General features: G+C 76.6%; 8 protein-coding genes. 1 reads left to right on the forward strand and 7 read right to left on the reverse strand.

Features of this window, described 5'->3' with window-relative positions; genetic code table 11:
* Together GSF22_RS21820 and GSF22_RS21825 are read right to left on the reverse strand one after the other, a co-directional pair.
* The coding region (locus GSF22_RS21820) for a S8 family serine peptidase (RefSeq protein ID WP_208815596.1) at window positions 1–1,183 on the reverse strand (1,183 nt) is incomplete at its 3' end.
* Window positions 1,184–1,185: 2 nt separating this feature from the next.
* Window positions 1,186–1,743, reverse strand: a complete 558-nt coding sequence (locus GSF22_RS21825) for a hypothetical protein (protein WP_208815597.1) — start codon at window positions 1,741–1,743, stop codon at window positions 1,186–1,188.
* Window positions 1,744–1,835: 92 nt separating this feature from the next.
* On the opposite strand from GSF22_RS21825, the gene GSF22_RS21830 reads away from it, so the two are divergent.
* Window positions 1,836–2,120, forward strand: a complete 285-nt coding sequence (locus GSF22_RS21830; RefSeq protein WP_208815598.1) for a hypothetical protein — start codon at window positions 1,836–1,838, stop codon at window positions 2,118–2,120.
* A gap of 20 nt (window positions 2,121–2,140) precedes the next feature.
* Here the strand turns inward: GSF22_RS21830 and GSF22_RS21835 are convergent, their stop codons facing one another.
* From GSF22_RS21835 to GSF22_RS21855, 5 genes are read right to left on the reverse strand one after another with little or no spacing between them, the layout of a single operon-like run.
* A complete protein-coding gene (locus GSF22_RS21835; protein WP_208815599.1) occupies window positions 2,141–3,256 on the reverse strand; it encodes a TY-Chap domain-containing protein in 1,116 nt (371 codons plus the stop codon).
* On the reverse strand, window positions 3,253–3,789 hold the full coding sequence (locus GSF22_RS21840) for a DUF6301 family protein (protein WP_208815600.1): 537 nt from the start codon (window positions 3,787–3,789) through the stop codon (window positions 3,253–3,255). Before GSF22_RS21840 ends, GSF22_RS21835 begins: the two co-directional genes overlap by 4 nt.
* Window positions 3,771–4,379 (reverse strand): hypothetical protein, encoded by a 609-nt coding sequence (locus GSF22_RS21845; RefSeq protein ID WP_244368076.1) that lies wholly within the window; start codon window positions 4,377–4,379, stop codon window positions 3,771–3,773. Before GSF22_RS21845 ends, GSF22_RS21840 begins: the two co-directional genes overlap by 19 nt.
* A gap of 1 nt (window position 4,380) precedes the next feature.
* Complete coding sequence (locus GSF22_RS21850; RefSeq protein ID WP_208815601.1) at window positions 4,381–5,622, reverse strand: hypothetical protein; 1,242 nt, start codon at window positions 5,620–5,622, stop codon at window positions 4,381–4,383.
* Complete coding sequence (locus tag GSF22_RS21855; protein WP_208815602.1) at window positions 5,619–12,842, reverse strand: hypothetical protein; 7,224 nt, start codon at window positions 12,840–12,842, stop codon at window positions 5,619–5,621. Before GSF22_RS21855 ends, GSF22_RS21850 begins: the two co-directional genes overlap by 4 nt.
* Window positions 12,843–12,901 lie beyond the last annotated feature (59 nt).

Here is a 12,901-nt window from a genome sequence, read left to right on the forward strand (position 1 = left end):
GGGGTGCCGGGGCGAGCGCCGCCCGCCAGCGTCGCCGCCGGGCCCGGGGCAGGGCCACCGCGACGGTGAGCACCACCAGCACGGTGAGCAGCGCCAGTCCGGTACCGGCCAGGGCCCGGTCCCGGGACCGGGTCAACGCCGACGAGTCCCGCTGGACGGCGGCGGCCATCCCCGGCAGGGGCCGTGGTTCCCGCTGCACCACCTGGTCGTTGACCGCCCCGTACGGGTTGACCACACCGTGGCCGTACGCGCCGCCCCCGGCGGCGGGTACGGCGGTGCCGGCCAGCAGCCGCGCCACCTCGGCCGGCGGCAGTTCGCCCCGCTTGGCCCGGACCAGCGCCGCCGCCGCAGCCACGAACCCGCAGGCGAACCCGGTGCCGCTGACGTTCGGCGTCATACCCCGGGTGCGTTGCAGGGTGGCCACCTCGGCACCCGGTGCGACCAGGTCGACGTGCGGGCCGGGCTGCGACCCGGACCAGGCCTCACCGGTCGGGCCGATGGCACCGACCCCGATCACCCCGTCGTAGCCAGCCGGGTAGGAGACCCGGGCCGGGCCCTGGTCGTCCCGGCGGTCCCCGGCGGCGGCCACCACGACCACGTTCCGGTCCAGGGCGAACCGGACCGCGTCGCGCAGCGCGTCGCTGTCCGTCCAACTGACCGCAGAGACCGCGATCACGTCGGCGCCCCGGGTCGCCGCGACCCGGATGCCCCGGGCCAGTACCGCCGGGTCGGCGACCGAGCCGTCCAGGCCCACCCCGGTCACCACCCGTACCGGCAGGATGGTCGCCTCCCGGGCGGTACCGGCGAATCCGGTCCCGGACAGCACCCGCGCGGCGATCACCCCGGCCACCCCGGTGCCGGTACCCGAGCAGTCGTCGTCGGCCCGACCGGACCGGGCCACCGCGTCGTAGCCCGGCTCCACCCGGCCCCTGAGCTGCGGGTGCCGACCGTCCACCCCAGAGTCCAGCACGGCGACGGTGATCCCGCCGCCCCGGACGAGCGGCCAGACCCGCTCCGGTCCGAGCATCCGCTGCGGCCACGGTACCGGGGCGACCGGCTGGCCGGGCTCCGTGCAGTCACGCCCCGGCGGGGCGGCGACGGCAGCGGCGGGGGCGGGCAGTACCGCCACCGCAGCCAGGCCGCACACCAGGACGGCCCGGGTCCACCGGTTGAGTGCGGACACGGTCACTCCCGGAACCGGTCGGCGAACTCGTCGGCGAACGCCTGCCGCCACCGGGTCACCTGCTCCCGGCGGAACCGCTCCGGGTCGCGGTCCCGGGCAGCCCGCCCGTGCTCGGTCCAGAACGCCGTCTCCGGTACCGCGTCGGCGCCCTCGGGGATGAACTTGACGATCTCGCCGAGGGCGGCCACCGCCATGGCGAAGGACTGCCGGCGCTCGGCCCGCAGCACCGGGTCACCCCGGAACGGGGCGGAGCCGTCCCGGATGCCGAGGTCGGCGACGAGCCGCCACTCCCCCGCGTCGAGCAGTTGCGACGGCTCCGGACCGCCGAAGAAGACCAGGTCGTCGGGGCCGGGCAGGGCGGGTCGGGCCGGCAGCCGGAAGACGTACTCGCGGAACTGCCCGCAACCGCCGCAGGCACCGTGGTAGCGCCGGGCGGGCACCCCGCCGTCGTCGGTCAGTGCGCTCTGCCAGGTCACGTCGACGCTGCCGCAGTGTGGGCAGGGGTGCAGGTCCAGGTAGAGATGGGCCTCGTCCCGGGAACGGACGATCGGCAGAGCCATGGCGCGCCTCCCCGTAAGCCACCCGATGCTCGGGCAAATCTAGCAGCGGCGGGTGCCACCGGGACGGGTGGTCCGTGCGCCACACTGGAGCGATGACCGGGTATCCCGACCGGGCACCCGGCGGTGCCGGTGTCCCGCCGACGGTCCGGGCCGGACGCACCGCCCGCGTCGGCCTGGTGCTCTTCGCCGCCGGGCTGCTGGGCACCGCCGCCAGTTGCGCCGGCATGGCCGCCCTGACCAGGTGGGACATCCCGCTGGCCCGGCTGTTCGGCATCGTGGTCGTCGGGGTGGTCGTGGTCGCGGTGGTCGCGGTGGTACGCGGGCTGCTCGCCCTGGTGCAGGGCCTGACCGGGTACGTCCGGTCCCGTCGCCGGTAGCGCTGCGCGGCCGGACGCCGTCACCGCCGCAGGGCCGCCTCGGCGCGGCGGAGCGCCGCCTCGTCCACCTCGGGGCAGCGGTGGCCCTGTCGGCGCAGGTGGGCCAGGAAGTCGGGTTCCGGTGGCAGGCCGTACCGTTCGGCGAAGTACGCCAGCGACTCCGACCACACCCACACCCCGTCGGTGTGCAGGTGCAACGGCACCACCTCGGCCTGCTCCGGGTCGTACGGGTCGGGGTCGTAGCCGAACCCGGCCAGCACGATCGGCGCGTCCCGCAGGTACCCGGCGACCGCCGCCCGTTCCCCCGGCGGGAGCCGGTGCTCCGGCAGCACCGGTCGGCCCCCGGGGTCACGCCGCACCTCGGCGGTGGACGCGACGCGCACCCCGCCGTCCGCCGTGCCGTCGCCCGCCGTGCCGTCCGCCGTCGCCGCAGCCCGGTCCCGCCACTGCGCGACGAGCCGCCCCGCCGCCGGCTCGTCCAGCGGCACCAGGTCGTCGAGCAGTTCACCCCGCTCGGCGTACTCCACGGTCCGGGTCGGATGCCAGCGGCCGTCCCGACCGAACGCCTCGTCGGTGGTCACCGCGCCGACCCGGGTCCGCCGCAGCAGCCCCGCCGGCCGGTCGACCGGATCGCCGTCGGCCAGCCGCGCCCAGTACTGCGTCCGGACCGGTGCCAGGCCGAGTTCCGGCAGGTCCAGCGGCCCGGCCCCGGCCCGCCAGGCCCGGTAGCCGAGCCCGGCCGGGATGGCCAGGCCGAACGCGTCGCGGATCGTGTCGACCAACCGGTACGCCAGCCGTTGGTAGCCGGCCGCCGGAGCGGGCCAGGCCAGCTCGGCCCACCAGTGCGCCGGGTGGGCCGGTCCGGGTGGCTGCCAACCGATCCCGGCCAGTACCGCCGGGTCCACCGCCGGCAGGCCGCGCGCCGGGTCGGCGGGGGCCGCCGCGCCGACCTCGACCCGGAGGGCCGCCGGGTCCTGCCAGAGCTGGACGTACCGGTCGCCGTCGGGTTCGGCGGCGTCCACGAGTTGCAGCACCGCGCCGGCCGGCAGCCGCCCGAGCACGTCGGTCAGGGCGACGGCGAGCCCGTCGCCGCCGGAGGGCCGGTCCCGGTCGCCGGTCTGGTGGGCGCCGGTCACCGGTCCGCTCCCGGCGCTACGTCGTCGAAGTCGTCCGACTCGGGGTCGGTCAGGTGCCCGGTGGGATAGTCCGGGGAGAGCAGCGTCAACTCCACGAAGGCCCCGTCGTCGGTGAGCCGCAACCGGCCGGCCGGTACCGACCAGGACACCAGCGGCGATCCGCCCGGCTGCCGCTCGTCGGGCGGCCCGAGCAACTCCCGGACCACGGCGACCGCCAGGGCGAAGGCGTCCCGGCGGAACGAGGTCGCCGGGGCGGCCGGCTCCCGGGCCGGATCGGTCACCCGGACCACCACCGCGGTCGCCCCGGACTCGGTGAACCGCAGGTCGGCGAAGCCGTCGTACGGGGCCAGCCCGGTACGCAGCACCGCACCGCCGAAGCTCGGCCCGGCGACCACCGGCCAGCCGAGCTGCCGCACCGCCTCCTCGGCGGCGTACGCGGTCAACGGTGCCGGCAGCGCGGCGAGGTGGGCGGCCAGCCGCGCCACCTCCTCTCGGTCCAGTACCCGCCAACCGGTCAACCCGCTGATCCCCACCCTCCGTGTCCGCTGTCCTGGTGTCCCCGGGCTCCGGGGGTACCGGGTCCGTCCAGCCGGGCCAGCAGCCGGTCGTACCCGTCCCGGGCGGCGAGCAGCCGCACCCGGCGGAACCGGCCCGGTTCGTCGGCGCGTACCTGCCGGCCCAGCGGGGACCAGAACGCCGACTCCGGCACCTCGTCCGCCCCGTCGGGCAGGAACTTGAGCACCTCGTCCAGCGCGGCCCGGGCCGCCGACAGGTCGGCGCGGGCCTGCTCCCGGGCCGGTCCGGAGTACCCGTCGAGATCCACCGGCAGGTCGCCGTACCGGTCGGCCAGCCAGCGCCACTGCCCCGCGTCGATCAGCTCGGACGGCTCGGGGCCGTCCGCCCAGTCACCGTCGGCGGGGACGGTCGGTTCGGCCGGCAGCCGGAACTCGACGGCCCGGTCCCGGCCGCAGGACACGCACCGCCCGGCGTACCGGACCAGCCGGTCGCCGCCGGCCGCGCGGACCGAACTGGTCGCCCCGAACTCCGTCTCGCCGCACGGGCACGGGTGCAACGCCAGGTGGAGGTGTGCCTCGACGGCGTTACGGGCCAGCGGCGGTGCCATGTCACCGACCATATCGGGCGGTGAACTCGTCCAGCACCCGCCACCGGTGGGCACACCACCGGGTCAGCCGGTCCCGGTCGAACAGGTCCCGCTGCCGGGCGTACCGCTCCCGGCCGGGCCCGGTCCAGAAGGCCGCCGCCGGCAGCGCCGGCGCCTGACCGGGGAGGAACTTCAGCACCTCCTCGACCGCGGCGGCGGCGCCGGCGAGCAGCCGGACCATGGCGGCCCGCTCCTGCGGGTCCCGCCAGCGGCCCTCCGCGTCGCCGGAGACGTCCGCCTCCACGGCCGCCAGCAGCGCGTCGGCGAGCGCGCCGTACCCCTCGGCGACCCCCAGCCAGTCCGCCGCGTCGAGCGCCTCGGAGGGACCGTCGGCGGGCCCGCTGAACAGGTACGCCGGTCCGTCCGACCGGTCGGCGGCGGGAGGCAGCTCGAAAACCACGTCCCGGGGGGCGCCGCAGCCGTCGCAGGGCCCGGCGTACCGGACCAGCAGCCGGTCCGGGTCGTCGACGAGGACGGTCATCCGGTCCCTCGGGAACCCGGCCGAACCGCACCCGCACGGGCGCAGGTCGAGATGGACGTGCGCCTCGGCCAGGCTGCGTACCCGCACCGGCACCGGATCCGTCGGGCCCCCGGCCGGGGTCGGGCCGGGGGTGCCGGGACGCTGCGCGCCGGTACCGGCGATCCTGCTCTGCGCCTCGTCGAGCCGGCGCCGGTAGCCGTTGCGGGCGGTGTCCAGCCGGTCCCGGCGGAACGCCTCGGGTCGGGCCGCCCGGACCGACCGGCCGTGTTCGGTCCAGAACGCCTCGGCGGGTACCTCCTCGGCGTCCGGTGGGAGGAACTTGGCGATCTCGTCGGCGGCGGCCCGCGCCGCGTCCCAGGCGGCCACCACCGCCAGGTAGGTCGCCTCGTCCGGTCCGCTGTGCGCCAGCCGGGTCAGCCCGGTACGCGCCATCCCCGCGTAGCCGTCCTCGATCGCGTACCACTGCCCGGCGTCGAGCAGCCGGGACCGGCCGGAGCCGTAGCAGAGCGTCGGCCCGTCCGCCGCCCGGTGCGAGGCCAACGGGACGGTGACCTCGATGTTCCAGTGCCGGTCGCCGTACGGGCCGTCGAACCGGAGCAGGTAGTGCTCGTCGTCGCGCCGGTCCAGGGTGGTGTGCCGGTCGTAGTCGACCGCGTCGTCGCCCACCGGCAGCGTCAGTTCCAGGTAGAGGTACGCCTCGGCGAGGGTACGGGCCTCGATCATCCCGATCCTCCACCTGACCACCGGGACGGGTCCGTCGGCATGGCCGATCGGCGTCCTTCCAGGGCCGCCAGTAGTTCCTCTTCGAGGTTGCCCAGGTCGTCGGCCACGGCGGGCCAGCGGTCGGGGTGCGGGACCTGCGGGGCGAGCCCGGTGGCGGCCAGCCGGCTGTCGAGGTACGCGGTGAGCAGGAGCTGCCGGAACGCGGCCCGGTCGGCCGGGGTGAGCGTGCCGTCGCTGGCGTGCAGCCACAGCCGGGCGGTCTCGTCGCGGGGCGGCAGGTGGCCGTGGACGACCTGACCGGCACCGGTCGTCATCCGGTGCTCGGTCCGGAAGATGTGCTGTTTGACCTGCGCCACGACCCGCTGGTCGAGTACGGCGTGCCGGGCCACCGCCGCCACGTCGTCGGTGTCCCGGATGTACGCGTAGGCGTCGGCCGCCGCCGGGCTCTGCGGTTCGGCCAGGTAGCGGACCGCGTCCCGGGCCGGGTCGGCTGCCGCACCCTCGCCGGCCCAGGAGACCGGGTCGTCCGGGTCCACCAGCGGGCCGCGCCGGAACTCGGCGGGCCGGTCCGCCGGGGGCAGCACCCCGGCGATCCGCTCCAGGTAGAGCAGCCGTTCCACGGCCAGCCAGGTCCGGTCGAGCAGCCGGTCGGCGTCGGCCGCGAAGACGCCGAGCTGTTCCTCGGTGGCGGTACCGAAGTGCCGGCGGGCCAGTTCGGCGCGGGTGGCGTTGGTGACCGCCTGGTTGCCGTCGAAGGAGACGTTGCTGGCCTCCCGGGCGCCCGCACCGACGGCGGTGTTGCCCACGGCGGCACCCTGCCGCTGCACCTCCTGCCCGATCGTCGGCCGGGGCGGGTCACCGGGACGCAGCGGCGGGTCAGGGGTCAGCGCGCCGACCGCCAGGTGGGCCCCGGCGGCGATCACCGCCGCACCGGTCTCCCGGGCGAAGCTCAGCAGCCGGCCCTGCGCGCCGGGCAGCCCGGTCGGCCCGTGGGACACCCGGTCGATCTCGCCGACCAGCCAGGTCCGGATCGCGTCGGCCAGTTCGGCGGCCGGGCGGGTCGGGTCGACCCGCAACGCGTGGGTGACGTCCGAGTCGACCCGGTACGCCCGCACCGCGACGCCGTCGCCCGGCTGCCCGGTACCCACCTCGAAGGTGAACCCCTCGGGCCGGCGGGCCGCGCCGACGAAGGTGACCCGGTAGGTGTCGTCGAGCCCGGCGACCGAGGTGAGTCGGGCGCTGCGCGGCAGGTCGGTCAGCCCGGCCAGGTGCTGCGCCACGTCGGGCAGCAGCACGTCGTCCGGTGCGGGCAGGTCACCGGCCGAGTCGTGCAGGGCGGCCACCTGGTCGGCGGTACGCGGATCGGCGCCGAGCTGCGCGGCGATCGTGGCGGCGAGCCGTTCCAGGTCCTGCACCGGGTCACGCTGCCCGGCCAGCCGCTCGCGCAGGTCCTGCGGAGTGACGTCGTTCTCGTTGGTCCCGTCCAGGGTCCGGTTGAACGCGATGTCGTTGACGCGTACCTGGTGCCAGCGGGCGATCCACCGGCCCACCGCGTGCATCCCGGCACCCACCCCGGCCAGCGCACCGGCTGCCGGGTTGCCGGTGACCAGGGCGACCACCGCAGCCGAACCGGCCCGCAGGCCGACCGGGAGCACGTCCTCCAGCAGCCGGCGGCGGAACGGGAGCCGGAACTCCCGGTCGTACATGACGTTGTCGGCGATGTGTTCGAGGGTCCGGGCGATCCGCGCCGGGTCGGCGTCGGGGTTGACGACCAGGTGGAACCGGCCCCGGCTCACCCGGCTGCGCTCCGGCACGACCGGGCGCCCGTCCGGCACCTCCCCGATGCGCAGGCGCAGCTCGACGTCGTACCGGCCGCCGGGGCGGTGGTACCGGTAGGACACCTCGGTCAGGTTCGACCGCGTGTCGAAGACCTCCCGGCGTACCGCGAAGGCGTCGTCGTGCCGCCGGTTGACCTCGGCCATCGCGTCCCGGATGGCGTCCACCACGGCCCGGTGCCCGGTGGTCGCCGGCACGGGTGCGGCGTTCGGGTCCGGGGTCGCCGGCACGGGCGTGGCGTTCGGGTCCGGGGTCGCCGGCACGGGCGTGGCGTTCGGGTCCGGGGTCGCGGGCGTGGGCGCGGCGTTCGGATCGGGCGTACCGGCGGTGGGCGTCGGCGTACCGGTGGCCCGGTCGTTGATCGCGCGGGCCACCGCCTGGCCACCCTCGGCCAGTTCGACGATCTGCCGGGCGATCTCCCGCCGGCCGGCCCCACCCATCCGGGTGGTGTTCGCGTCGTCGTGCCGGTCCCGCAGGTCGTTGAGGGTGACCCCCCGGTGGCCGAGGGCCCGGTCCACGAGCGCCTGCACGGCCGCCCGGGTGATGCTGGACACCGAAAGCACCCGGCCGAGCTGGTCGCGGATGGTCTCCGCGACCGGCGTCGTGACGATCAGGCCGGCCTCCCCGGCGATCCCCCGTTCCGCGTACGCGCCGAGACCCGGGTCGTCCCGGGTGAACCCGTACTGACGCTTCACCACCGCGTCGACGGCGTCCCGTACCGCCGCGTGGAACTCGTCCCCGGTGCGCTGGAGCAGCTCCGGCGGGACCTGGAGGGTGACGTCCCGGGCGCCGGTGTAGTCGACGGTGATCGCGTCCGGGTCGTCGGTGCGGGTGACCTCGATCCGGATCACCACGTCGTTGCCGGCGCCCTGGACCACCAGCCGGTACCGGTCACCGGAGAGGTCCCAGATCCGCACCAGCCGGTCGATGGGCCGGCTGTCCAGGGTGTTCCGGATCGCTGCGATCTCGGTACGGACCCGGTCCCGGACCGCAGTCGCCTCGCTCTCCGGTACCGGATCCGGGTCGGGGGTGGCCGTCGGGTTGCCGGCCGCCCGGCTGACCAGCGAGCCGTCCCCGACCACGCCCCGGGCCAGGTTGGTCGCGCGCCGGAAACTGTCGTCCAGGGTGCGTTGCAGTCCACCGTTCTCGATGGTGGCCCGGTCCGGCAGGTCGGCCAGGGCCCGGTCGTGCTGCCGGGCCGACCCGTCCAGGGCGATCCACCGGCTGACCCGGTTGCTGGTGATCAGGTCGAACAGGGCGGTCGCCACCGCCTTGGTGCTCATCCCCGGGGCGCCGGCCGCGCTGGCCGCCTGGTAGTTGCTGGCGCCGCCCAGGGCGGTCGGCAGGCTGGCCACGACCCGGTCCCGCAGCCGGGCCGGTACCTCCTCGGGCCGGGCCTCCTGGTGCCGGATCATGTCGTCGACGGCGGTACGCAGTCCGCGCCGGAACCGGAATCCGGCGAAGCCGTCCAGGGCGACCGCTGCCGGGTCCACCACCAGGACGAAGTGCTTCTTCCGTGCGGTCACCTGGAACTCGGCGGCCCGCCCCTCCGGCACCGGGCCGGTGACCAGTTCGAAGGTGAACGACGCGCGTCCACTGCGCTGCCAACCCTCCGGGTCGACCCGGAAGATGGTCCGGTCGCGTACCGGCACCGGTTCGATGACCGCTGCGGTGACCGTCGAGGTGGTCAGCAGGTGCCGGGTACCGGCCAGCGCCGGGTCGGAGTCCCGCGACCAGGCGCGCTCGGCGTCGAGCAGCCGGGCGGCCGGCTCGGAGAGGTACCGGTGGGCCAGGGCGGTCCGTTGCGTCGACCCGGGCAGCCCTTCCCGCAGGCCGTGCCGTTCGATGAAGCGGCCCAGTTCCGCCGCCAGGGCGGCCCGTTCGGCGCCGGTGGCCCGGGCGTGCAGGCCGGCCAGCGCCTCGAACTCGCCCAGGTGGGCCAGGTCGGTGTGGCTGGCGCGCAGCCGGTTGCCGGCCCCGGGGTCGGCGACCAGCGCCTCCCGGCCGCCCAGCCGGCCGCCGTGCAGCCCGACCAGCCGGCCGAACCGGCCGCCCCGGGTCGCCGCCACCTCCCCGGCGACGTGCCCGACGCCCCGGGCCAGCAGCCGGTCCAGGCCGGCGGTGTCCAGGCCGTCCGCGACGGTCCGGGACACCGCCATCCGGTGTACGCCGTCCGCGCCGAGGGTCACCGTGACATCGGCCCGCGCCGCCGGGTCGACGGTCACCTGGATCTGGTACGGCCGGCCGCTGACCGGCTGCACCTCGAACCGGTCCGGGGCGACCGGTCGTACCGCGGCGATGCCGGTCCGGCCGTCGCTGGCGGTGAACGCGCCGGCGATCCGCTGGCCTGCGGCGTGCAGCCGTTCGCCGAGTCGGGGATCGGGGGCGCCGGAGGCCGGGGGCAGCCGGTCGGCCACCCCGGACAGGTCGATTCCGGTCACGTCGAGCTGCCGGGTGGCGACGGTCGGTCGGCCGCCGCCCGGGTCGACCTCGACGCGGAGCACCTCGACGGTCAGCTCGCCCCGGGCCAGCGCCCGGTGCAGCTCGTCGAGCAGGTCGGGTCGGCCGCGCAGGGCGTCGTGCAGCCGGGCACTGGTCCGCAGCACGTCGCGGACGTGTTCCGGGGTACCACGTTCGGTCCGGCTGCCGTTCTCCAGCAGGTGGCTGCTGCCGGCCGGGGCGGTCGTCTCCACCACCACCAGCCGGTGGCCGGTCGGGTCGAACCCGGCCACCGCGAAGTCGCCGGCCCGCCGGGGACCGGCCGTCGGACGGTCGGCGAGCAGGGCGCCGGTGTCGATGCCGTACCGGTCGGCGAGGACCCGCCGGGCGGCGGTGTACGGCAGCTCGGCGGTCGACTCCCGCAGGTCCGCCGCCCGGCGGGCGTACGCCTCGGCGACCGCCTCCAGCTCGTTGATCCGGTGCTGGGCGACCGGGTCACCGGCGTGGGTGGCCCGCAGGTCGGTGAGGGTGCGGGCCAGGTTCGCCCCGGTCACCGCACGCAGGCCGGTGACGCCGAGCCCGTCCATCAGCGGGCGCAGGAACCGGTCCCGCAGGTCGACCAGGCGGGCCTGGTCGTGCTCCAGCCGGGCGGCGGCCCGCCGCACGTCGGTCGGCTCGCTGCGGGGCCGGAACTCCTCCCGGGGCCCCTCGGCGGCGTGGTGGCTGACCGGGAGCGCCCGGGCGGCCAGCGGATCGGACACCGGCCGGCCGGTGTCCGTCGACACCAACCGGAACTGCTGCTCCGTGCGGTACGTGCCGGGCGGGTCCAGGTCGTGGTGCAGCCGGCCGGTCGGCTCGTCCCGCCAGGTGTGCGACCGGTCCCCGTCGCGGTGCAGCCGGCCGTCCTCGCCGCGCCAGGTGCCGGGGGTGTCGCCGACGGCGTGCAGCCGACCGTCCGCGCCCCGGTGCAGGACCGGTGCGGGCTCGGCGGGGCGGGCCGCCGGGTCGGTGACCTCCCGGCCGTCCGGCCCGAAGGTACGCCACCGACCGTCCGGCGGATGGGTGGGACGGTTGCCGTCGTGGCGGTCGGCGCTGGACACCACCTCGGTGCCGTTGCGGTACGTCCAGACCCGGTCGGTGGCGCCGGTGACCTCCCGGCCGAGGACCTGGGCGAGGATGGCGGCCGGCGACCGGTCCCCCTGCCCGGAGTGGCAGGCGACCAGGACCACCCGACGGTCACCGAGGTCCACGACGCCGGCCCGGTGCAGTTCGGCGAGCCCGTGCGCGAAGTCCGTCGCGCTCATCCGGGCACCGCCGACCACCACCTCCCCGTTCGGCAGGCCGTGCAACGCGATCCGGACGGCGTCCGGGTCGACGGTCAACGCCCGGGCGTGGGCGTGCATCCGGGGGTCCCCGGTGAACTCGTGTCCCGCCGGTACGGCACGGGCGGCGGCGGCCAGCGCCGGCAGCACGTCGGGTCCCTGGACCAGGGGCAGCAGCAGCCGGGCCGCCTCGTCGCTCCACTGTCCCGGGCCGGGCTCGGCCGGTTGCCCCGGTCGGACCGGGTTCGGGGTACCCGTCGCCGCCGGGGTCTCCGGGGTGCCGGACGCCTCCGGGAGGCCCGACGCCTCCGGGAGGCCCGACGCCTCCGGGAGGCCCGACGCCTCCGGGGTGCCGGGCAGGTGCAGGGTGTGCACCCCGTCCGGGACGCGCACCCCGGCGATCGCAGCCCGTTGCCGGTCGACGAGTTCCTGCTCCCGGTGCGGGTCGACACCCTCGGCGCGGGCCTGCTGCCAGTCCCGCACCGCCGCATACGCGCCCCGGCTGTCCGCCGTGTCCAGTCGCAGGGTGAAGCGCTGACCGGTACGCGGATCGTGCCATTCGGTCAGCAGCCCGCCGGCCCGGTCGCCGCCCCAGAGGCTGCGCAGCCGCAGCGGCTGGTACCCCTGCCCGGTGAGGTCGGCGAAGATCCGGCGGGCGGCGTCGGCGTACCCGACGTGCGGCAGTTCGGCGGAGTAGCGCAGGGTGGTACGCGGCGGCGGTTCCGGCGTCGCGCCGATGGTCTCCGTCCGCAGCGCGGCGAGCCGCTGGCGCAGCGCGTCGGCGTCCTCCCGGGGTGGGCCGACGTCGGCGGTCCGGGCCGCCCCGGCATCGGTGAGAACGGCGTCCACGGCCAGGGTGATCGCCGGCTCGTGCCGGGCCGCCTCGTGCAGCACGTGGGCCACGCCCAGCTGACCGGTCGCGTCGTCGGGTCGGCCGGCACCCGGCTGACCGGTCGCCACATCGGGACGGCCGGCGTCGGGCTCCGGCCGGTGGAGGGTCTTGACCCCCTCCCAGATCGCGCCGAGCAGGGCCCGCTTGCCGACCCAGGAGGCCGCCGGTCCCTGCCCGCCGGTCCGGCCGGCCTCGCTGATCTCCTGCGGCGTCGGGTAGCCCGCTTCACCGGGCCGGTGCCCGGCGGCCCGGTCGAGGAGGTCGACGGCGGCAGCCCGCTGCCGGGCCAGTTCGGCGGGCAGGTCGGTCGGATCCACCTGGGGGTACCGCTGGCGCACCGGGCCCAGGTCGACGGTCGGGTCACCGGCGAGCCAGCGGCGTACCAGGTCGGCGTCCACGTCGAGGGCACGGGTCTCGTCGCGGAGCCGGTCCACGACCACCTGCGCGTGGTGCGGTGCCTCCGGGATCCAGTCGAACCCGGCCCGCGCCCAGGCGTACCCACCGACCGTCGAGGCGGCCCGCACCTCCACGCGCGACACCCCGGCCCCGGCCGCCCACCCTTCGAGGTGCCGGACGAAGGCACCGGTGAAGCCGGCGCCCTGGAGGTCCGCCGCGACGTGGAAACTGACGTACCGCATGGTGATGCTGCCGTCGTGGTCCCGTCGGAAGCTGACCACCATCTCGCCGACCCCGCCCCGGGTGTCGGTCCGTACCTGCGGCCGGACCGTCACACCGCCCTCGTGGACGGTGACCGCCTTCGGGGCGTCCGGGTCGAGCCGGACGCTCATCC

The sequence above is a fragment of the Micromonospora echinofusca genome, assembly GCF_017614955.1.
Classification (GTDB): domain Bacteria; phylum Actinomycetota; class Actinomycetes; order Mycobacteriales; family Micromonosporaceae; genus Micromonospora; species Micromonospora echinofusca_A.

Coding starts and splice junctions, on each gene's coding strand:
- GSF22_RS21825 (WP_208815597.1), bottom strand. CDS start 1,743: ATGGCTCTGCCGATCGTCCGTTCCCGGGACGAGGCCCATCTCTACCTG.
- GSF22_RS21830 (WP_208815598.1), top strand. CDS start 1,836: ATGACCGGGTATCCCGACCGGGCACCCGGCGGTGCCGGTGTCCCGCCG.
- GSF22_RS21845 (WP_244368076.1), bottom strand. CDS start 4,379: ATGGCACCGCCGCTGGCCCGTAACGCCGTCGAGGCACACCTCCACCTG.
- GSF22_RS21850 (WP_208815601.1), bottom strand. CDS start 5,622: ATGATCGAGGCCCGTACCCTCGCCGAGGCGTACCTCTACCTGGAACTG.